Raw genomic sequence first — 20,774 nt, 5'->3', positions numbered from 1 at the left:
ACACCAATTAATTATTAAAATCCAGAACCTGTTCACATGCCATTCTTATTGCCTCGTCTTCAGACTTCTTAAGTTCGGCTACTTTTGATATATCCAGTGTCAGTAGATTCATAATTGCAATTAATTTATTAGGAATCGGTTCGTTCAGTACCACCCATTCAAAGAAATTTGTAACTTGTTCTTCATACGGGTTATCACTCATTCTTTCAACAATGTATTTCTTGGTACTATCCGAGCACTCCGGATATTTATTTAATAATAAATCAAAATCATCTTTATTTTCAGCAAAAGTGGAGAATGTCAGAATAGCTTCGTCCCTTATTTCAGGGTTTTTGCTCTCTGTTTTCCCTCTAACATTCTGTTTAAATTCTGTCCTGTCATGAATTCGTATTAGTATAATCCCTAACAGCTGCATACCTTCGTTGGCAGAATTGATCAGTTCATCGTAAGGGATTCTTGCCTCATTGTCTTTCTCAATATTTCTGACAATCATATTTATATCCCACATTGAAATATCCACATCCGTTTCAGCAAGCACATTTAAGTTCTCATGCACGTTCAGTCTGATTAGCGTCATCAATGCGTCAGTGTGTAGCAGTTTATTCCTTTTCTGTTTAATCAGTTTCAGCAGATACTTCTCATGCCCTTTTATTTTAAACTCAGAAATTGTATCCAGGGCTATTTTTTTATGCTTATAAAAAGGAGAGTACAAGTAGCTTCCGATTAGTTTCTCAAAAGCAAGTTCCTTCATCATGGATTCAGTTTTTTGCCTTATTCTTCCAATCGTTTGATTATGCACCTGAACAAACGTTTTTATAACAAGTTCTTTGTAGAAATCATTTTTTGCCATGATTTCATTTTTGTATTTCCACTCTTTCTCTTCCGAGGCATCCTCTTCATTCTCCCTGAACAATTCCGTAACGATGTTTTTATAGTAGCGTTTTACAAATTTATCACGCATCCTCTCTTTCCTTCTCTTTCTGAAAGAGTAGTATTGAGTAAGCAATATTATCAGCACTGTAGAAATTACAAACACCAATATAAAATACTCAATGTAATTTACCCAGAAGGGCAGATTATCATGCAAGTGGAAAAATGGATTTGTAAACACATGGTTTCCTACCGAGAAACTCTGCACTGTATAGCAGTAACTTCCGCAAAGAACAAGCATTATAAATATTAAATATAGCAATCGGACCAGCCAATATTGCAAATAAAATTTTATTACTTTCATTTAAATCTAAATTTATATCCCAGTTCAATTAAATATCTGTTTCTATAATCACCTGATTTGAACTCTTCTCTCGAATATCCAATTCCAATCCTTAAATCTGAAATCCTGTTGATTGCAATGTTTTTTTCAAGTTTCACCCTGTAAGCCTTCAAATCATTATAAGTAGCATTCAGAATATTAGCATAGCTATCATCCGGTGAGTTTCCGTATCCAAGTTCAATACCCCAATAATTGAACGGATTTTTTCCATAGAGCCTATAGTTTCCAATCAGTGTCAGTGCCGTGAAATTTTTCTGGATAGCATAAAAAGGTCGTAAAGCCAACCAGCTTCTACCCATATATTTTTCTATGTGTCCTGTAAGAATAAAGACTTTTGAGTTTGTATACGATAGGTACCTTGCTCCCAGAGACGTTTCCATTTTATGTTTTAACGGAAGATAGTATTCATACCCCAAACGATGTTCCGGGAAAAGCGAAGCATTGAATGCATATCCGTAATTAAAATACATATACGACTTGTTTTTCAACTGATAATAGAAATCAGACTCAATTTGCACATCATCATTTCCAAATCGTTTAGCGTAATTCAAACGAACTGCAAGCGTGTGTTTACTAACCGGCAATGAATATCCGATAGAGGCTAAATGCTGTGGTGCGTACGAGTCGAAGAAATCCAACGAATACAAAGCTGTTATTGCATTCGTATTTCTTTTCAATAAGAGATTGTTATAAAGATAAGATATATCCTCAATATTGATAAGTTCTTTATTTTCGGGAGATTCAGCCAGCTTTACCCCTTCGTTATATTCCTTTAGCTCTGTATAAGCAATTAACTGTTTTCGAAGAATATTTTCATTATTCGTGTAGTTATATTGCCGGGCTATTTTAATTGTTTCAATCAGCTTTTCATACTGATGCGACCACAATAATACATTGAGCCATGAATCAAACAGATCATTATTATAATATTTAATTTGCTGAGCCTTATCAATATAGATCAATGCCGAATCGTTTTTTTCCTGCCAGGCATAATTATTTGCAATAAGAATCATCAAATCTCCATTTTCAGGATCCGAGCTCAGCTTCTTTTTTGCCTCTTCAATTGTTTGTTGATATTGTTTATATCTTTCAGATCTCTCAACATTTTTTTCTGTTGCAGGTCTATTTGTCTGCGAATGCACATCACACAGGCATATAGGAATAAACATATAAAGCAAAGGAATTAATATTTTTCTCATAGTCATAACTTTCAATCATTATTACAATTTAAGAATTCTGCAATATCATCAGTTATTTTATAGGGATCGAATGGTTTATTTATTATTCTGTTAGCCCCCATAGCATACGATTTATAAGTATATCTTTCAGTATTTATCTCCGGGAAGAAGAAGATGGGAGATGCAACTTGTTTTTCCATCCTAACGTATCGCATTATTTCAAAGCTAGGAGTATTGTTTAATATTGAGTCCATAAGGGTTAAATCCACTGCAGACTGGTCTAACTTCAGGTTGATTTCCTGCACAGATCTGCAAATTATTATTTCCAGGTCTTTTACTTTTCTAAAAAGTAATGTCTCAAACAACTGAGGAAATAATGCATCACTTGAAATAATTACGACTGTTTTTTTCATCATATTAAATCAATTCTATTACTGATAACAAAGGTTTTTTTAATAGCACGGGCTATTATTTTCACAAATATAATTAACTATTTTTAAAAAGCAAGTAGTTCGTTATTTTTTTGAGAATGAAAGCGCTATTCTTTTTTTCATCAGAAGAGAGCATTATTTTTTCTCAAAAAAATATAAAATTGTAGATTCTTTATATTATATTCGTTTTTCTTCGGCATTTTTCCAAATGTCTATTTCTTTTTTTCGATTTATATAAATCTTTAATAGAGATATTTTCAGTTATATATTAGTTGGCTATTAAAAAAAATCGGACTATGAAAAAGAATTTATCACTGCTTGCAATCATTTTTGTTTTTCTTATTTCAGGAACCAGCATTCCTTTATTTTCCCAACATCCGGTTCAATATCCATTTTCTACAAACAACACAAGCCTCACCATTTGGAATGGTTCCGGATATGTTCCCTTTTTCATTAAAGGAATAAACCTGGGAGTTGCGGTTCCCGGTACATTTCCAGGCGAAATGGCAGCCACATCAAGTGATTATTCCAGATGGTTTAAGGAAATAAAGGAAGCCGGTTTTAACTGCATCCGTGTATATACCCTTCATTTCCCCCGTTTTTTTGAAGCCCTGGACAGCTATAACAAAGCCAATCCTCAAAATCCTCTTTTATTTTTGCAAGGAGTATGGCTCGAAGAGGAATTGCCGGGATATGCCAACAACTTATACTATCTGTCAGACGCTTTCAAACAAGAGATCGAGGAAAATATAGACTGCGTTCATGGCAACAGAACTATTCAGTCTCGTACAGGCAAAGCATTCGGTTCGTACACTACAGATGTATCCAAGTGGTGTTTAGGTTATATTATAGGGAGAGAAATTCACCCAATAGAGGTAAACACAACCAACGCGTTAAATTTGCCAATAGATAAATATGAAGGGAGCTATTTCACGGTAAACAACAGCTCGGCATCTGAAGCCTGGTTAACAAGCATGCTTGATTATACAGTAAGCTACGAGCAATCGGGTTATAAAACCCAGCGGCCGGTCAGCGCTTCCAGCTGGCCCACTTTAGATCCTATTTCACACAAAGAAGATCCTAACAGAGAAGAAGACAGCGAAAATGTTGATCTTTCAAAAATCCAGCTCACTCAATCATCAAAAGCCGGTTTATTTATCAGTTATCACGCCTATCCATATTACCCCGATTTTATCGGTCGCCAATCCTCCTATCAAACATTCTCGGATGATTACGGCCCCAACAGTTACAAAGGATATTTAACCGAATTAAAATCTCACTATACCCGGTTCCCGCTTATCATTGCAGAGTATGGCGTTCCATCCAGTTGGGCAATAGCCCATTACACATCGTCCGGCATGAATCATGGCGGGTTCGATGAGTACAATCAGGGCCTTACAAACATCCGGCTTCTCAACACAATAAAGAGCACAGCTTGTGGAGGCGGTATACAGTTTTCGTGGATTGACGAATGGTTCAAGAGAACATGGATTACCGATCCAGTAGACTACATTGCCGATAGCAGAATCTTATGGCATAACTTAGCTTCCGCCGAGCAAAATTTTGGATTAGTCTCTTTTGATAAAGAGATTCAGCAAGACACCCTGATCAAATACAATTCAGCCGAAGCTATTACCTACCTCAATGCCAAGCCCGGATATGCCTCTTTCGATCTGGAAATCGGTTTAAAAAACCCTCTTGACATCCCCGATCAAATGTGGGTTTCTCTCGACACATATTCCAATAAGCTGGGCGAGTCTGTTCTTCCCACAGGCGATACCATCCCCTCCCGTTCGGAGTTTGCGCTTCAGATATCCAATTATTCTGCCAAGTTATTTGTAACCCAGGCTTACGATATTTTTGGTATATGGCATAAGTCATCCGCCCCTTCACAGCTTTATCATTCCATTGCCACCGATGGCGCTCCGTGGAATATTGTAAGAATACGCAATAACTCCTCGCATTCGGATGTGCAATATATCGGCAATCTTCAGGTTAATTATGATTTCCAGCCCGAATCGTCAAAAGATGCAGTCACTATTTCGGATGACAAGATTACGGTGCGAATTCCGTGGTCGTATATAAATGTTGTGGCTCCGGACCAAATGAAAGTCTTTAACGACAATAGAAGCACCGAAGCAAAAGAAGATACCATTTCCGACGGTTTTGTTCCATCAGTGAGATACAAAAACAAATGGTACACCCCCTCAACCCGTTATAAATGGCAGCCATGGGTTAATTTCCCCGATTATTCATCGTCCGAGAAACTAAAAACAAGTTATTACGTAATGAAGGAGAATCTGACAAAATTCAACACCTCTGCAATAGCCGTACGAGACAGTTTTGTTTTTGCCGGCCCTTCCTTCCCTGTTTCGGTCAATGTTTCTGATGGGGTACTCAAAAACGATTTTGATCTTGACGGCAACGCAATGGTTAGCCTCATTACCGAAAATCCAGTCAACGGACAAATTTATCTCAAGAACGACGGCTCTTTCGATTATCTCCCCAATCGTGGTTTTACGGGAATCGATTCATTAAAATATTGTGTTTACGACGGATATACATTGTCCAATCCAAACACGATATACCTCACCGTAGACCAGAACCTGTCGGATATTGAATGGACAAAGCCCGAATCCGCTTCATTAATCCTTTCTCCCAATCCATGCACCTACTATCTAACCATAAAGTCGCAGGATAATATAGAGATGATTCAGATCTTTAATTCAAGCGGAAAGCTTGTCGAGAGCGCAGCAATCAATGCCTATGAACGGTCGTTTGATGTTTCAGCTTATGCACCGGGTGTTTACATCGCTGTAATAAAATCAAACGGAATCATAACATCCCGGAAGTTCATAAAGAATTAATCCATTAATAAGTAACATTCATTTATACCTGACGAAATGAAAAACTCTCTTATTCTTGAAATAGATGGACGTTCTTTGTATTACGCCTTCCTTGCAGGAGGATACAGGATACTCGAAAATCAGGCCGAAATAAACAGGATCAATGTATTTCCGGTTAAAGACAATGATACCGGAACAAACCTGGCATCTACCGTCCGGTCTGTTATAGACAGTATCAAACCCGATAAATCATATAAAAACACGCTTGATAATATTGCCGAAGCCGCACTGATCGGTGCGCGCGGCAATTCAGGAGTTATCTTTGCCCAGTTTCTGTTTGGAGTAAGCAAAGAAACCAACCATAAAAACAGTATCACCGTTCCCGAATTTGCCGCCAGCATTAAGAGATCCATACCGTATATGTATGATGCCATTGCAAATCCGGTTGAAGGAACCATGCTTACCGTTATCAAGGAGTGGTCGGACTATATATTCAGCAAGCAATCTGTTATTCAGGATTTCAAAAAGATTCTTGTCAGTTCGTTAGAAGTGCTTCATCAATCGCTTATTGAAACCACCTCCAGGCTTCTTATCCTGGAGAAAAACAAATTAGTCGATGCCGGAGCAAAAGGGTTTGTCTATTTTATGGAAGGTATTATCGATTTCATTAAGAACTATAATATCCGCAAAATTGTTCCACAATTAAATAAAACCATTACCCTTATCCATTCAGACGATGCGGAGAATGGCGATATTAATTACCGTTATTGTACAGAGGCATTGTTAAGAGATATATCCATCAGTAAACCCAATCTGCAGAAGCTGCTTATTGAAAATGGAGATTCCGTGGTTGTCGCGGGGTCCGATTCACTTTGCCGCATACATGTGCATACCAATCATCCGGCAGACCTGTTTCATACACTCAAAGATTTCGGAACAATTTCCTATCAAAAAGTGGATGATATGGTTCGCCAGAATGAGTATGCAACGCATAGAAAGTGGAATATAGCATTGGTTACAGACTCTGCCTGCGATTTATCCGAAGAACTTATTGATTACTACCAGATAAATGTGGTTCCGCTCAATATAAACTGGAAAGGCAATTATTACCTCGACAAAGTAACCATGCAGCCCAATCAGCTGTATGATTTACTGGACAACAGCGATGAGCTTCCCAAAACATCACAGATTAACGAACGCACATTCATCAACCTTTACTCTAAACTCGCCTCGCATTATGATGCCATTATAGCGGTGCATCTCACACAACATTTCAGCGGAACCTATCTGAATAGTGTGAAAGCTGCCGAGCGAATATCAGGTGAGTTTCAGAAGCCCGTATATGTTATCGATTCAAAAAACCTCTCAGGTGCCTTGGGGTTGCTGGTGCTCAGGGTTGCACAGTCCATCGAATCAGGCATGCCGATACTCGATATTGTTAATGCAGCCGAAGATTGGATTAAAAACGCCCGGATATTTGTCAGCGTAAAAGACCTTAAGTACATGATCAGGGGAGGAAGAGTTTCAAAGAAGAAAGGCTTTCTAGCCACTTTGTTGGGTATAAATCCCGTGGTATCCATGGACAACGAAGGCAAGGCCATCCTATTTGGAAAAACATTCGGACAGGCAGCCAATATAAATAAAGTGATGAATCATATCTGCACACTAACCAGGCAGCAGCAAGTATGGAATTATATCGTTCTGCATGCCCATAATAAGATGGGGGCGGATGTATACACCGATAAAATGATTGCGCTTACAGGCAAGCAGCCGGTTTCGGTAGTCGATATATCCCCGGTCATCGGCATGAATGCCGGCGTCGGTTCCATCGCAGTCTCCTTATTGCTCGAATAGTTCATTAACATTAATCCGTAATAAAATGATTCAAATCTATTTAAACTCACTTATTCTAATCATCAGCCTGATGACTGTCTTATGGATCGTCAGCCTATTGATCAAGAACGTAAGCATTGTAGATATCTTCTGGGGGCTAGGGTTTGTGATTACAAATGCATACTATTACTTTGCGGCCGGAACCTTCTACCCCGTACCCACAATCCTTTTTGTAATGGTATTCATCTGGGGAGTCAGGCTCTCGGGATATCTTGCCTGGCGAAATATCGGTAAAGAAGAAGATTTCCGTTACCAGGAGTTCCGGAGAAAGTATGGCGCTAAAAACTACCGGTTCATTAGTTTCTTCCAAACATTTTTACTCCAGGGAGTGCTTATGTGGATTATCTCCAGCACGCTGCTGGGAGTAAACATCTATGCCAGCGCTCACGGGCCCACCTTCCTCGACTATATCGGCATAATCGTATGGCTTACCGGGCTCTTCTTCGAAGCAGGGGGAGATCTTCAGCTTGCCAGGTTTAAAAGTAATATAAACAATAAGGGCAAAGTACTTAACACCGGTTTATGGCGTTACACCCGCCATCCCAACTATTTTGGCGATTCGGCTGTTTGGTGGGGATACGGTCTGCTCTGCCTGTCGACCGGCAGCTATCTGTTGGTTATCGGGTCGTTACTCATGACCCTGCTTATTATCAAAGTCTCGGGAGTGGCCTTACTCGAAAAAACACTCAAGAACAGAAAACCCGAGTACGATGAATATATCCGTAAAACAAGCCCGTTTATACCCTGGTTTCCCAAGAAATAAGAACTAAAAATAAATATATGGAAAAAATAAGCATCGGGAGCACCGTTCCCCTATTTTCACTGAAAGATCAGTTTGGCAATACATTCCAGCTCAGTTCTGTTATTGGAAAGAAGAATCTTATTATTTATTTCTATCCCAAAGACGATAGTCCCGGTTGCACCCGCGAGGCATGTTCCTTTCGCGATCAGTACGAAGTCTTTAACAATAACGACACCATGATTATCGGCATCAGTGCACAATCCGTAAAGAGCCATCTGCAATTTGCACAAAAGCACAGGTTAAATTACACGCTGCTCAGTGACGAAGGCAATAAAGTGCGCAAACAGTTTGGCGTGCCATCCAATCTGATGGGTCTACTCCCCGGTCGCGTTACCTACGTTGTCAATAAAGAGGGAAAAGTGGTGTTTATGTTCAATTCCCAAATCAATGCCGGGCAGCATGTAGAAGAGGCGTTGAGAATCATTAAAGATCTGGAATAATATGGTGTTCGAAGTTTTATTCATCCTGGCAGCCTATTTGCTGGGATCGGTACCATTTGGATATCTCTTCACCAAATATGCCACCGGTCAGAATATCCTCCAACTGGGAAGCATGAGTATCGGATCCACCAATGTAGAGCGGGTAGCAGGCAAAAAGATTGCCCTGCTCACCCAAGTCTGCGACATGCTCAAAGGCCTCTTGCCCGTTGGCTCTGCCATCCTGCTACAAAGAGAAGGGCTCGTAACCATTCAGCCCTATTTTATCTATCTCATTGCATTCGCAGCAATACTGGGGCATAATTTCTCACTCTTTCTAAAACTGAAAGGAGGAAAAGGAGTCAATACCACCCTGGGAGCCTCCATATTGCTTGCCCCCATACAGGTTCTGGTTTCGGTAGCCCTCTTTTATCTTGTAAAAAGACTCACAAAATACGTCTCCGTAGGCTCCATCTGTTTGGGTATATCATTACCGCTCACCTCACTCTTCTTTCCCCTCTCCTACTGTTTTTACTATTTACTAGCCGCAGCGTTGCTTATCATCATCATGCACATTCCCAATATCCGCAGACTCGTTCAGGGTAACGAAAATGCAAGCTCCAATCTGAAGAAAAAGAATGTAGAAAATAGATAAGCATCAAATCCATTAATTACCAGCTAAAAACAGAAAGAAGCGACAAAGACTTTAAATGCGATTTCAGGCTTTTGCGTTCCTCAATTTGCGGCTCGCTGGTGGTCAATACATCTATTTCCTCGCCAGGCAATATTTCTTTAATTTGACTGTCCACAATTCTGTAAGCAAAATTTAAGCTTTGGAAGTAGAAATTTAAATGTTCAACGAGGAATGAATAGCATTCTTCGCTATTCTTTTTTGCATAGGCAATAATTACTTCAAGATAATCTAACTTCTCGTACCACAGCTTTTTAGGATTTTCAATATAATCAAAAGAAACAGATACGTATCCTTTTGCCGGAGTGCCAAAATCATTAATTCTTCTATTAAAAACTTTGCACCACATGTATCTTTCCAGTTTGTAAAAGAACAAACAATCTTTTCTTTTTAAAAATTCCAGAGAATTACAGATTGCAATGATTAATTCAGGCGTCAATTCTTCTCTAATATATATTTTGGGGGGTGTTACATATCCATTTCTTTCAGAAAAACTAGTCGTATTTTTATCCATTTCGATCTTCAGTTATTAAAATGAGCGCAAATATAATACTAAATTTATTAAATTATGAATGAATTATTTACCGTCTTTTATAAATACCTAATAAAATCGATCAATTTTTAAATACCGCATTATTTCTCCCAGCCCCATTTAATATTAAACCTCCACCCCTTTAATTTATACCAACCATAGCCAAACCACTCCTTGAAGATGCCGAACCAGTCGTTCATTACTTTCCAGCTGGGGAAGTAGCCGGTTAAGTTGTACTTCAGCCCTCCGCTTCTGTCGGTATATTCAAACCAGGAAGCCTGGCTGTTCATAGATGAAAGGATGGTAGGATAGAACTGCCGCAGCTCAGCTTATGTGCCCTGGTGCGCATCTACCCGGCAGTAAACTCAATCTCAATAGTTTACCAAAAAATCCCTGATAAACACATGTTTAATTCCTTGATAGCTATTTCCGCGAAAATCATCTTCACTAACTACAATTTTTGGATAGTTATCCTGCACTTTAAGCAGATTGCCAAATTCCCGTTCAATCGTCGCTTCGCTTTCCAGTTTCAAAGTCACTTGCACATAAAGCTTCTCAGCCCCCTTCTCACAAACAAAATCAATTTTCGAGGAAGCAGACATTCCCACTTTCAAGTTATACCCCCGATACAAAAGATGATTATAAACAATGTTTTCCAGAATCTTCGCTCTGTCTTGCAAGCGGTAACCAATAATCACATTCCGGATACCCATATTCTCGAAATAATACTTTTCACCAATCTCAAAGAAACGTTTACCAACCAAGTCATATCGTCCAACCCGGTGAATCAGGAATGCATTCGCCAGGTATTCCACATAGTTCTGAATTTGATTGACAGAAATCTGGGTATGTTGTGATTTAAGATAATCACTGATATTCTTTGCCGAAAACAGCGAACCAATATTTTCCGAAAGGAATTGAATCAGTTTTTCCAGGAAAGCAGTATTCCGAAGATTGTAACGACTCACCACATCCCGGAACACGATGGTTGAATAGATACTCTTCAGATATTCATTGACCACATCATCATTCAGTTCGAGATTAATCAGATAAGGTAATCCTCCATATCGGGTATATAAATCGTAGCTGGCGGCATTATTTTCCAACTCATGAAACTGCAGAAACTCCGTGTATGCCAAACTGTACACTTTAAACTCCACATACCTGCCACTTAAGTAGGTAGCCAGTTCGCCCGAGAGCAACCTGGCGTTGCTTCCCGTTATATAAATATCATTGTTTTCGTCCAGCAACAAAGAGCGCAGAGCCTTTTCAAACTCCACTACATCTTGAATCTCATCAATAAAGATATAGTTTCGCACCCCTTCTTTCCGGTTAGCAAGAACATACTCATTCAAATCCACAGCCGTTCGCATAAAGTCAAACTCCATATCTTCCCGGTTGATATAAATAATATGAGCATCAGGTTCCTCGTTCTGCACTAGCTCCATCAACTGAAACAACAGATAGCTTTTCCCCACACGCCGTTGACCCGTCAATACTTTAATCAGCGGTTTTCTCATAAACGGAACAATACGTGCTATATAGCCGTCTCTCTTTTTAATAGTCTTAGGAGTTTTCATCTTCAAAAGTTTAAAGTATACTTAAAACAACAGCAAATATAGATAAAAGTTTTAAGTATACATAAAACTTTTATCTCTTTACACAAAAGTTTAAAGTATAACAAAAAAACGACCACCACACTCCCTAAACCTTGAGATAAGGTTTAATTATAGGGAAAACGGGCAGCCGTTGCACAAGGTTATGCAACACCTTGCTAAGTACATATAGTACGAATTTCTACTAAATTCCGAAATTCATTATGGTATAACTCTTTCCCAATCCATCCACATATCTTTATCGTAGCGAATCTTTTCTTTGATCGATTCTTCTACGTCCATATCCGAGTAAACAATTATTTTGGAACCGGGTTCCAGGGCTTTCAGTCCGTTGGCGTATCCGGTTGGCACGCATACTATCTTGCTTTCCGTGTCTTTCAGTACCACATATTCCGGTTTCAAATCTTTTGATGGGTTTTCCCAATCATCAATTTTTACCCAGGCCACACAGAACGAACCTTTGGTTACGTAAAACCATTTACGCTCAAACTGATGTCCTTGCCATGCCCTCACTACCGAGGTATCAGGGTGTTCAATCACATAGAAGCGTTTCACTCCTTTAAAGTCAAAATCGTTCACATAACGAATCTGGCCGCGGACATCCTTATAGATACCGCCTTCTATTGTATTAACGACTTTATTCATCTTTTATTAATTCGTCCAAACATTGTTATTTATGTTTGAAATAATTCTTTCTCTATTAAACACAGAATCTGATAAATATTGAGAACGTTCTGAAATAATACTCAACTCTTCTTCAGATAGTTCCTTAAATTTGCTAAAACCTTGTGCAATATCTTCAACATCTGATGGATGTGCAGTATAACCTATCTCATATTTATCAACAATATGACTAACTTCACCTTTAAAAATGGAATAGATTGGCTTTGCAGTGGTTAAATATGCCTGAAATTTCGAAGGTATCATTCTCTCATATAAAGGAACATCGACTAAAGAAATTATAAGCACATCACTTGCTTTATAATAATCAGACATATCTTTAAGAGGAATTCTACCAGTAAAATTCACATTAGGTATTTTTTCCTGCTCAACAATTTCTTTAAGTTCATTCAGATATGACCCATCACCAATTATATTCAAATAAGATGATGGATTTTCCTTCACAAAATAATTAAATCCTCTTACAATATTATCAAGATTCTGAACTTTACCAATATTACCGGCGAAAGTAAAATTATGTTCTCCTGGTAATTCAACTTCTTTTTTAGGTTCGTACTTCATCAAAGACCAGTTAGGTACAAACGTTAAATTCTTTTCTGGAACAAATTTATGAATACGCTCGGCAAAACCCTCACAAGAAATAAGGATATTATCACAGTTCTTATATACCCACTTTACAAAATTATCAAGAGGTACACTAATCAGTTTGGTTTTCTTCACCCCACATGCAAAGACTGTTTCAGGCCATAAATCTTGTGTCCAGATAGTAACATCTGCTTTATATATCTTCTTCAAAATTATACCTGCAGTTGCCAAGGTCAAAGGACCAGTCTGATAGATAAAAACTTTATTGAACTTGCGCCCAATGAACAAAGCCACAAGAGTACTCCAAAAAACAAACATAAAATAGTTCAGAATCTTGATAGTCATACTTTTTTGATAGCCTTGCAGTACCGGAACTCTATGAACTTTTACAGAACCTAGCTCCGTGGTATGATATACCCTATTCTTATAACCATCAAATACTTTACCAAAAGGATATGAAGGGGTTCTTGTTAAAACCTCAAAATCCTTTTTTTCTTTTTGCCATTGTCGTGCTAAATCATTGATGATGAAATCTTCAGGATAGAAGACCTCACATAAAATAAGTGTTTTACCTTCTTTTTTCATTTAATATAAATCCTTATAAAGACTTTTATATTTAATCATCCATTCATATTGTTCAAGAAGCATTTCCTTATATCCAGGAACTTTATAGTCAAACCGCTTTGATTCTGCAATCGATTTATCGACACCATTACCATCATATGGCAGAATTGTTATGTTATCCTTATTCCAGATTTCTTTGAAGAGATTCAAAAGGTCATATTTACTTATACCAATACCGTTACTTAATTGTACTAACCCTCTTTTATCTTCATCAATTGCGGTATCAATTGCTTTCGCTAATTCTAGTGTAGTAACCCCACCCCAGATAGCAGTTTTATACCCGTTTATTACACCTGATTGGTTCATAAACCAATGGAAAAGCCCTTCCCCATTCTTCTTCAACTCTGGGCCAATAATAGATGTCCGGATAGTAAGATCCTTATCATTAATTATTTCACCTAAAGCCTTACTCCGTCCATAGACATCATCAGCATCTCTGAAATCCTCTTCTGTATAATTACCTTTCTTTCCGGAGAAAACACAATCTGTACTTATATGAATCAGTTTGGCATTTACCTCATCTGACAATTTCTTTAATAAATGAGGAAAATATGCATTAATATAAATTGCGTTATCCGGATGCTCTTTCGAGCCTCTGATTAAGACCCCAATACAGTTAAGAATGAGTTCAGGTTTTGTATTCCGCACTACTTCAGCAACAGCATCTTTATCAGTAACGTCTACTATTATGCTATTTTCAGTTAACTTATTGCGATAAACAACATTTGTAATATCATATTTACCGGTACTATTCAAATAATAATAAGCTATATGACCTGCCATGCCTGTAGCACCAAACAATAGAACTTTCTTCTTCATTATTTAGATCTCTTTATGCCAAACAGTACGATTAATATAATCAGTATAAGACAGGATAATGCGAACCACTTTCTTTGAAACATTATCCGTTTCATAATCAGGAATAGTTCTAATAACATTGCTTCTTTCTGCAAATTGAGAAGTTACAATATCAATTGAATCAAGAATACGTTCGCTGCTTAATCCAGTCATAATCAATGTGCCTTCATCCATTCCTTCAGGACGTTCGTGCGCCTGGCGAATAGTGATTGCAGGGAAATGTAAAATAGAAGATTCTTCTGTAATTGTACCACTATCAGATATTACACAGAAAGCATTTTGTTGAAGTTTGATATATTCCAGAAATCCAAACGGTTTCATAAACTCTATCATTAGATTAGAATTAACGAATCCTATAGCTTCAAGTTTCTTTCTTGTGCGAGGATGAGTAGATACAATAACCTTTTTGTGGTATTTATCAACAATAGCATTCAAAGAATCAAGCAGATCAGCGAAGTTTTTCTCTGAATCAACATTCTCTTCCCTATGTGTGCTGACAATGAAATATTCACCTTTCTTCAGGTTCTCTTTTTCGAGCACATTGTTTTTCTCTATTTCCTCTTTGTGAAACATCAAAACCTCTTTCATTGGAGAACCAGTTTTAATAACAGTTTCAGGTTTCAATCCTTCATTAAGCAAATAGGTACGAGCATGTTCAGACAATGGCATATTTATATCACTTAGATGATCTACAATCTTACGATTGATTTCTTCCGGCACTCGCTGATCAAAACATCTGTTACCGGCTTCCATGTGGAAAATAGGAATTTTCTTGCGCTTGGCTGAAATTACCGAGATACAACTGTTTGTATCCCCGTATAAAAGAATAGCATCTGGTTTTACCTGATCCATCAATTCATCTGATTTCAGAATAACATTTGCAATGGTAGCGGCTGCATTGCTACCTGCAGCATCCAAAAAATAGTCCGGTTTGCGAATGTGAAGCTCCTGGAAGAAGATTTCATTCAACTCATAATCGTAATTCTGACCAGTGTGTACAATAATATGTTCTGTGTATTTATCAAGTTCAGCCATAACCCTGCTCAGTTTAATAATTTCCGGGCGGGTTCCAACAATTGTCATTACTTTAAGCATTCAAATCCTCCTTCACCATATCAAGTTTTAAAAGCAATTGTTTCATCTCGTCTACAGTTAAACGATGTGTATTGTGAGAATGATAATCTTCTGATCTGGAAACTTTCTCCTGACCTTCTACAAAGTATTTATCATAATTCAAATCACGATCATCACATGGAATGCAATAATATTGTCCCATATCTACAGCTTTAGCCATCTCTTCACGAGTTACCAATGATTCATATAATTTTTCTCCATGACGTGTTCCAATTACACGCACAGTGGCATCCATTTTATACAACTCTTTTAATGCTGTTGCTAAAGTATCCAAAGTAGCAGCCGGCGCTTTTTGAACAAACAAATCGCCGTTTTGCCCATGTTGAAATGCATAGATAACCAAATCCACAGCATCATCCAGCGTCATCATAAACCGTGTCATATTAGGATCTGTGAGTGTAATATCCTTTCCAGCTTTCATCTGATCAACCCACAAAGGAATAACCGATCCACGGCTTGCCATTACATTTCCGTAACGAGTGCAGCAAATGGTAGTAGCACCATTCTCACCTAATTGGCGACCTTTTGCAATCGCTACCTTTTCCATCATAGCCTTACTGATACCCATAGCGTTAATGGGATAACAGGCCTTATCTGTAGAAAGAACAACTACATTCTTAACTCCATGCTGAATAGCAGAATCAAGAACATTCTCTGTTCCTATAACATTAGTACGCACAGCTTGCATGGGAAAGAATTCACAAGATGGAACTTGCTTCAGTGCAGCAGCTGCAAAAACATAATCAACACCTCCCATTGCTCCATCAACAGAGCGCTTATCACGAACATCACCAATATAAAACTTCACTTTGGGATTTTGAAGTTGATGACGCATATCATCTTGCTTCTTTTCATCTCTACTAAAAATTCTGATTTCTTTGATATCAGAATTCAGAAATCTTTTTAAAACAGCATTACCAAAAGAACCTGTTCCTCCGGTAATTAACAATACTTTATCTTTAAAGATTGACATTTTTATTATTTATTAATTTCTGACAGATATTTAAATACTCAATAGCTCTTTCTTTTCCTGTAAGAAATTGCGGTAGTCTATTCTCTCCATTTATGATAAGCTCATTCTGAAGTTTATCATTGTTTACTAATAAACTTATTTTATTTGCAATATCTTCAGCATTTAAAGGATCAAAATATACAGCAGCATTTAGACATATAGAATGAGCAAAACCTAAATCAGATGTCAAAATAGGTTTCTTCATTGCCATAGCTTCAGGATATGCTGCAGTAAAGCATTCTAACATTGTTGGAATGAAAGCTATATCACATTCCTGATATAATGATGGGCATTCTACAACAGGAGTTCTACCAACATTCAAAACTTTGGTTCTATATTTTAACGGAAAAATAGATTTATACACTTCATCTGGAATTGTAATTACAAACTTAATATTTGTGATTTTCTTTAATTCTAAAATATCTAAAACATTCTTTATTATTGATATATTTTTATGAGGATAAAATGCAGCGATTGTTAGTAAACGAATCTCATGATTGTCTTTTATAGGTAACTTACTCGGATATGTCGAAAAAGAAGAATAGACAGAATTACATGTATTCGATACAGTATAAATATCTTTTTTAAAAAAACGTGACAACCTCCTATTAACATCATCAGTTTCAACAATAATTGCATCGGCTTCTTTATTAAAACACTGAAATTTTATCAATCCTTCAATTTTAAACTTACACCGATCCCAAAAAGATATTTGTTTAAAATAAGGAGATTCAAAATAAATAAATTGGCCTAAAGCAAAACCAACGACATGAGCACACTTAGGCTTCCAATAAGCAGGTCCAAAAACAGTTAATACACAATCTGGTTTGATTTGATTTTCTAAATAAGAAAGATATTTAACCGTTTTTTTATGTGTTATAAGACGAGCAGGTGTAACAAATGTTTCATAAAAAATAAAATTGCTTGGGAATTTATCTCTTTCAAGCTGGGCTGACAAAGCCTTACATAAAAAAATGTGATAAGTATTATCTGTGAAAGCAATCAATTCATTTAAGAGCGATAATGAAACTTGTATCGAACCACCTTCAACTAAATTACTTGAATTAATAATTAAAATCATTACAATTTACATTATATTTACAAACACCTATCATCATATAAGCAGAATACATCGCACGTCCTATCTTCCAAAACACCAACCAAATATCTTAAAAATTCAAGGTTGGAGAATTTATTATAGAGAGAATAAATTAAGAGCATGATTTGTGCTTAATTAAGTAAAAGGCGTTTATAAAAAAAAATAATATATAATATTATATACAAAACTAACAATCCGTAACATTTTTCTTAAAGGAATATTCCTTACATCATTAATATTTCGATAATTATAAACTCTTTTATATATAAAAGAGGATTCAACATTATTTTTTATGCAGTTATATTCACTTTGAGATATTCCTATCAAACGATGTTTAAGTTTAAAAAGTGCAATTTTAGTATTTAGGAATTGACTATCCTGTTTAAGAGAAGAAATATTACTAGAATGTTTGCGTAAGCATAGTAGCTCTTTATTTATATTCATCAGCTCTCCATAGTGAGATAATTTACACCATAAATCAAAATCTTCAGCAACATACATTAGTTTATCATAGCCATTACTCAAATCAAACATTTTTTTATTTATAAGAACTGATGGATGAGCTAAAACAGGCAAGCCTATCTTCATAAAATGAATTATATCTCTATGTTTAGATTTAAACCATGTATGCCCTATTGTATCACCGTTTTCATTGATTAATGCACATTGCGATCCTATAACAGCAACACTATTTTTTATATATTTTACTTGCGTCTCAAGCCTTTCTGGTAGTGAAATATCATCGCCATCCATTCTTGCAACCCAATCATATTTTGCACGAGCAAATCCTATATTAAGAGAATCAATCAATCCGGTATTTGCTTTTTCTATTAAAATAATACGTGAATCAACAAAACTCTTAATTATCTTATTTGTTTCATCTGTTGAACCATCATCAATAATAATAAATTCGAAATAAGGATATGTTTGATCTAAAATACTTTGGATAGACTCAGCAATGTACTTTTCATCATTATAAGTACAAAGAACTACTGATATATAAACTGGCATAATTTTCACAATTTAATCCAGGAATCTGGAACTATATTTTTATATTTTTCAAATTCAGTATTCATCCATTTTTTTGGAGCTACAACAATCTTATCCTTATTATCATTAAGCCATGCCCCCCACCAACTGAATGAGCTATTAGCAATAATATTATGTTTACAGTTTGTCATTAAGAACATATCTTGATAGCTTTTTTTACCATGATTTAAAGTTACTATTTTATGTTTTATTGAGAAACGTTTAAGATAATTTTTTGTCCATTTGATATCATTAGAGAATACATAAAAAACTGGATTGTCCAATTTATTTAACATAAAATTAATCGCAGAACAATAGTACTCATCTGTACATATATCACTGTAAAGAGAATTATTTAAATAATCACCTCTACGTATATGTAGAGAAACAGAGTTTTCTGATTTAATTTGATCAGATAATTTTATATTCTGAGAATCAATAGATCTAAAAATAAACTTTCTTAATATAATCTCTCTTATATTTTCAAAGTATTTTTCACTTTGCCAATAACCAAATAGAAACTTATAATTATTTTTATTGAAAGGAATATTTGTAAAATAGAATGGATCAATATAGATAATTTTTTTTGGTTTAAACTTTAACAGGATACGTAAATAAATAATACGTAATTTGATATTTAGAGATTTGTCATTAGTACCATTTGGAATACAAAAAATTGAGGGTAGTTCATATCCATTATGCATATCTATAAAAGAGTACAATGACAAATCAATATCAACGTTTAGTCCTTTTTCTTTTAATGAAAGATAAAAGGCATATTGAAACATTTGATTACCAAGGCCACCTGAAAAAATCAGTTTCATTTTCTTCATTTAACAAACTTCTTTGAAATTAACAGCCCGGAAATAATTGATAAAGTGATAGAGACTTGAACTGAATAAAATATTATTTCAGTGACACCAAAAATAGCAAAGACTATAAGCACTTGACCAAAAAATCTTAAATATTCAGGTGCGGATAATTTTACTATTCTATAGATCTTTTTGAACATAAATACATAGATAAACAATGCACCTACACCACCCCAGAAAATAATTTCAAAATAAGCATTCTGACTGTGAGCCAAAACATTATATCCGAGTAACTTTCCTTCCTCGAAATAATTTTGAATCCCCAATATTGGGGATTTAATTATTAAAAGCAAAGATATATACCATACAACATCTCTATCAGCAAGGGTATTAAAATCAGCCCGTGCAAAAAAAGTAGTTTCTAGTACATTTATTAAAGAATGCCGAAATATAAAAATTAACACAATAATAAAAAGCAACGTTTTAAGATTAAAAAATGTTTTTAAAATACATTTATAATTTGCAATTATTAAAAATAAAAATATGATATAAGCTGTTCTAGACCCAAGTAAAAGTAAAGCGACAATATTGCAAAAAAAGAATGCTAAATTTAAAATTGGTTTAATTTTAATCGGAGATGACTTTTGGGTACACAAAAAGAAAAAGCAGCACCCAATGAGAGTATAAAATGCTTGATAAGGTAAGCTTTGTCCAAAACCTCCATATCGTTGTATTGAAGAATTATACTCATCAATATTATAAACTGGTAGATTAAAATCTACAAAGGGATTCAAATTAACAAGTAAAGAACTTAGCGTAATAACAATGTAAAGAAAAAATAAACACTTTGAAACTTCTTGCTCAGACAATTTTAATTGAGAAAACACCGTAATTAATAAAATAGGAACAAAAATCACAGATCTAAAATAAGCAGAATAATAATCTTTAAACAAAGTGAACACAAACATATATAAAACGAAACTTAAAGATATAGTTAGAAAATCAATATATAGCTTATTTTTTAAAACTTTTCTCTTATCAAAAATTGATACAAGAAGACCGATAAATATAACTAAGAATGACACAATTTCAATTAATCGTGGATATCCTTTAGCCAAATCACCACGTAAATATATAAAAGACCATCCTACCAATCTTAAATCTACAAAAGCAGTTAGAAGTATTAATAAATATAGTAATAGGAATAGTAGTTTTTTCATTTTTTTGCGGACCACTTTTTATATAAAATGATATAATTAAAT

Annotated in this window: 20 protein-coding genes; 5 read left to right on the top strand and 15 right to left on the bottom strand. The window is 35.8% G+C overall.

Going from position 1 to position 20,774, the window contains the following annotated elements:
* Nucleotides 1-7: 7 nt before the first annotated feature.
* The 3 genes from ABWU87_RS00850 to ABWU87_RS00840 are packed head-to-tail and all read right to left on the bottom strand — an operon-like array spanning nucleotide 8 to nucleotide 2,867.
* Entirely contained in the window at nucleotides 8-1,234 is a 1,227-nt protein-coding gene (locus ABWU87_RS00850) for a hypothetical protein (RefSeq protein ID WP_353332367.1), read from the bottom strand.
* A complete protein-coding gene (locus tag ABWU87_RS00845; protein WP_353332365.1) occupies nucleotides 1,231-2,472 on the bottom strand; it encodes a YaiO family outer membrane beta-barrel protein in 1,242 nt (413 codons plus the stop codon). The genes ABWU87_RS00850 and ABWU87_RS00845 overlap by 4 nt, the downstream gene beginning before the upstream one ends.
* 11 nt (nucleotides 2,473-2,483) lie before the next feature.
* Complete coding sequence (locus tag ABWU87_RS00840; RefSeq protein ID WP_353332364.1) at nucleotides 2,484-2,867, bottom strand: response regulator; 384 nt, start codon at nucleotides 2,865-2,867, stop codon at nucleotides 2,484-2,486.
* Between the two features lie 311 nt (nucleotides 2,868-3,178).
* Between ABWU87_RS00840 and ABWU87_RS00835 the strand changes: the two genes are divergently transcribed.
* From ABWU87_RS00835 to plsY, 5 genes are read left to right on the top strand one after another with little or no spacing between them, the layout of a single operon-like run.
* Nucleotides 3,179-5,749, top strand: a complete 2,571-nt coding sequence (locus ABWU87_RS00835) for a T9SS type A sorting domain-containing protein (protein ID WP_353332363.1) — start codon at nucleotides 3,179-3,181, stop codon at nucleotides 5,747-5,749.
* Between the two features lie 36 nt (nucleotides 5,750-5,785).
* Nucleotides 5,786-7,582 carry a DegV family protein gene (locus ABWU87_RS00830; RefSeq protein ID WP_353332361.1) on the top strand — a complete coding sequence of 599 codons (1,797 nt, stop codon included), beginning with the start codon at nucleotides 5,786-5,788 and terminating at the stop codon, nucleotides 7,580-7,582.
* Nucleotides 7,583-7,607: 25 nt separating this feature from the next.
* The gene (locus ABWU87_RS00825) at nucleotides 7,608-8,384 is read left to right on the top strand and encodes a DUF1295 domain-containing protein (protein WP_353332359.1); all 777 of its coding nucleotides are present in this window, start codon (nucleotides 7,608-7,610) and stop codon (nucleotides 8,382-8,384) included.
* 17 nt (nucleotides 8,385-8,401) lie between these two features.
* The gene (locus ABWU87_RS00820; RefSeq protein ID WP_353332357.1) at nucleotides 8,402-8,863 is read left to right on the top strand and encodes a peroxiredoxin; all 462 of its coding nucleotides are present in this window, start codon (nucleotides 8,402-8,404) and stop codon (nucleotides 8,861-8,863) included.
* Nucleotide 8,864: 1 nt separating this feature from the next.
* A complete protein-coding gene (plsY, locus tag ABWU87_RS00815; RefSeq protein WP_353332355.1) occupies nucleotides 8,865-9,494 on the top strand; it encodes a glycerol-3-phosphate 1-O-acyltransferase PlsY in 630 nt (209 codons plus the stop codon).
* A 16-nt stretch (nucleotides 9,495-9,510) separates the two neighbouring features.
* Here plsY and ABWU87_RS00810 read toward each other — a convergent pair whose 3' ends face one another.
* The 12 genes from ABWU87_RS00810 to ABWU87_RS00755 form a co-directional block, all read right to left on the bottom strand.
* A complete protein-coding gene (locus ABWU87_RS00810; protein WP_353332352.1) occupies nucleotides 9,511-10,044 on the bottom strand; it encodes an AbiJ-NTD4 domain-containing protein in 534 nt (177 codons plus the stop codon).
* Between the two features lie 119 nt (nucleotides 10,045-10,163).
* Nucleotides 10,164-10,352, bottom strand: coding sequence for a hypothetical protein (locus ABWU87_RS00805; RefSeq protein WP_353332351.1), 189 nt, complete (start codon nucleotides 10,350-10,352; stop codon nucleotides 10,164-10,166).
* A gap of 81 nt (nucleotides 10,353-10,433) precedes the next feature.
* Nucleotides 10,434-11,642: an ATP-binding protein gene (locus ABWU87_RS00800; protein ID WP_353332349.1), complete on the bottom strand. Its 1,209-nt coding sequence runs from the start codon at nucleotides 11,640-11,642 to the stop codon at nucleotides 10,434-10,436.
* Between the two features lie 237 nt (nucleotides 11,643-11,879).
* Complete coding sequence (locus ABWU87_RS00795; protein ID WP_353332347.1) at nucleotides 11,880-12,323, bottom strand: dTDP-6-deoxy-3,4-keto-hexulose isomerase; 444 nt, start codon at nucleotides 12,321-12,323, stop codon at nucleotides 11,880-11,882.
* Between the two features lie 6 nt (nucleotides 12,324-12,329).
* Nucleotides 12,330-13,529: a glycosyltransferase family 4 protein gene (locus ABWU87_RS00790; RefSeq protein ID WP_353332346.1), complete on the bottom strand. Its 1,200-nt coding sequence runs from the start codon at nucleotides 13,527-13,529 to the stop codon at nucleotides 12,330-12,332.
* A complete protein-coding gene (locus tag ABWU87_RS00785) occupies nucleotides 13,530-14,390 on the bottom strand; it encodes a dTDP-4-dehydrorhamnose reductase family protein (RefSeq protein ID WP_353334493.1) in 861 nt (286 codons plus the stop codon).
* On the bottom strand, nucleotides 14,391-15,521 hold the full coding sequence (gene wecB, locus ABWU87_RS00780) for a non-hydrolyzing UDP-N-acetylglucosamine 2-epimerase (RefSeq protein ID WP_353332344.1): 1,131 nt from the start codon (nucleotides 15,519-15,521) through the stop codon (nucleotides 14,391-14,393).
* Nucleotides 15,514-16,533 (bottom strand): polysaccharide biosynthesis protein, encoded by a 1,020-nt coding sequence (locus ABWU87_RS00775; protein ID WP_353332342.1) that lies wholly within the window; start codon nucleotides 16,531-16,533, stop codon nucleotides 15,514-15,516. Before ABWU87_RS00775 ends, wecB begins: the two co-directional genes overlap by 8 nt.
* The gene (locus ABWU87_RS00770) at nucleotides 16,520-17,653 is read right to left on the bottom strand and encodes a glycosyltransferase (RefSeq protein WP_353332341.1); all 1,134 of its coding nucleotides are present in this window, start codon (nucleotides 17,651-17,653) and stop codon (nucleotides 16,520-16,522) included. Before ABWU87_RS00770 ends, ABWU87_RS00775 begins: the two co-directional genes overlap by 14 nt.
* Before the next feature lie 168 nt (nucleotides 17,654-17,821).
* Nucleotides 17,822-18,682 carry a glycosyltransferase family 2 protein gene (locus ABWU87_RS00765; protein WP_353332339.1) on the bottom strand — a complete coding sequence of 287 codons (861 nt, stop codon included), beginning with the start codon at nucleotides 18,680-18,682 and terminating at the stop codon, nucleotides 17,822-17,824.
* A 5-nt stretch (nucleotides 18,683-18,687) separates the two neighbouring features.
* Nucleotides 18,688-19,533, bottom strand: coding sequence for an alpha-1,2-fucosyltransferase (locus ABWU87_RS00760; RefSeq protein ID WP_353332338.1), 846 nt, complete (start codon nucleotides 19,531-19,533; stop codon nucleotides 18,688-18,690).
* Complete coding sequence (locus tag ABWU87_RS00755) at nucleotides 19,530-20,732, bottom strand: O-antigen ligase family protein (RefSeq protein ID WP_353332336.1); 1,203 nt, start codon at nucleotides 20,730-20,732, stop codon at nucleotides 19,530-19,532. Before ABWU87_RS00755 ends, ABWU87_RS00760 begins: the two co-directional genes overlap by 4 nt.
* Nucleotides 20,733-20,774: the final 42 nt, after the last annotated feature.

It is taken from the genome of Bacteroides sedimenti (genome assembly GCF_040365225.1).
GTDB classification, from domain to species: domain Bacteria; phylum Bacteroidota; class Bacteroidia; order Bacteroidales; family Bacteroidaceae; genus Bacteroides; species Bacteroides sedimenti.
This window is presented reverse-complemented; position numbering and strand designations above follow the sequence as displayed.

Coding starts and splice junctions, on each gene's coding strand:
- ABWU87_RS00850 (WP_353332367.1), bottom strand. CDS start 1,234: ATGAAAGTAATAAAATTTTATTTGCAATATTGGCTGGTCCGATTGCTA.
- ABWU87_RS00845 (WP_353332365.1), bottom strand. CDS start 2,472: ATGAGAAAAATATTAATTCCTTTGCTTTATATGTTTATTCCTATATGC.
- ABWU87_RS00840 (WP_353332364.1), bottom strand. CDS start 2,867: ATGATGAAAAAAACAGTCGTAATTATTTCAAGTGATGCATTATTTCCT.
- ABWU87_RS00835 (WP_353332363.1), top strand. CDS start 3,179: ATGAAAAAGAATTTATCACTGCTTGCAATCATTTTTGTTTTTCTTATT.
- ABWU87_RS00830 (WP_353332361.1), top strand. CDS start 5,786: ATGAAAAACTCTCTTATTCTTGAAATAGATGGACGTTCTTTGTATTAC.
- ABWU87_RS00825 (WP_353332359.1), top strand. CDS start 7,608: ATGATTCAAATCTATTTAAACTCACTTATTCTAATCATCAGCCTGATG.
- ABWU87_RS00820 (WP_353332357.1), top strand. CDS start 8,402: ATGGAAAAAATAAGCATCGGGAGCACCGTTCCCCTATTTTCACTGAAA.
- plsY (WP_353332355.1), top strand. CDS start 8,865: ATGGTGTTCGAAGTTTTATTCATCCTGGCAGCCTATTTGCTGGGATCG.
- ABWU87_RS00810 (WP_353332352.1), bottom strand. CDS start 10,044: ATGGATAAAAATACGACTAGTTTTTCTGAAAGAAATGGATATGTAACA.
- ABWU87_RS00805 (WP_353332351.1), bottom strand. CDS start 10,352: ATGAACAGCCAGGCTTCCTGGTTTGAATATACCGACAGAAGCGGAGGG.
- ABWU87_RS00800 (WP_353332349.1), bottom strand. CDS start 11,642: ATGAAAACTCCTAAGACTATTAAAAAGAGAGACGGCTATATAGCACGT.
- ABWU87_RS00795 (WP_353332347.1), bottom strand. CDS start 12,323: ATGAATAAAGTCGTTAATACAATAGAAGGCGGTATCTATAAGGATGTC.
- ABWU87_RS00790 (WP_353332346.1), bottom strand. CDS start 13,529: ATGAAAAAAGAAGGTAAAACACTTATTTTATGTGAGGTCTTCTATCCT.
- wecB (WP_353332344.1), bottom strand. CDS start 15,521: ATGCTTAAAGTAATGACAATTGTTGGAACCCGCCCGGAAATTATTAAA.
- ABWU87_RS00775 (WP_353332342.1), bottom strand. CDS start 16,533: ATGTCAATCTTTAAAGATAAAGTATTGTTAATTACCGGAGGAACAGGT.
- ABWU87_RS00770 (WP_353332341.1), bottom strand. CDS start 17,653: ATGATTTTAATTATTAATTCAAGTAATTTAGTTGAAGGTGGTTCGATA.
- ABWU87_RS00765 (WP_353332339.1), bottom strand. CDS start 18,682: ATGCCAGTTTATATATCAGTAGTTCTTTGTACTTATAATGATGAAAAG.
- ABWU87_RS00760 (WP_353332338.1), bottom strand. CDS start 19,533: ATGAAGAAAATGAAACTGATTTTTTCAGGTGGCCTTGGTAATCAAATG.
- ABWU87_RS00755 (WP_353332336.1), bottom strand. CDS start 20,732: ATGAAAAAACTACTATTCCTATTACTATATTTATTAATACTTCTAACT.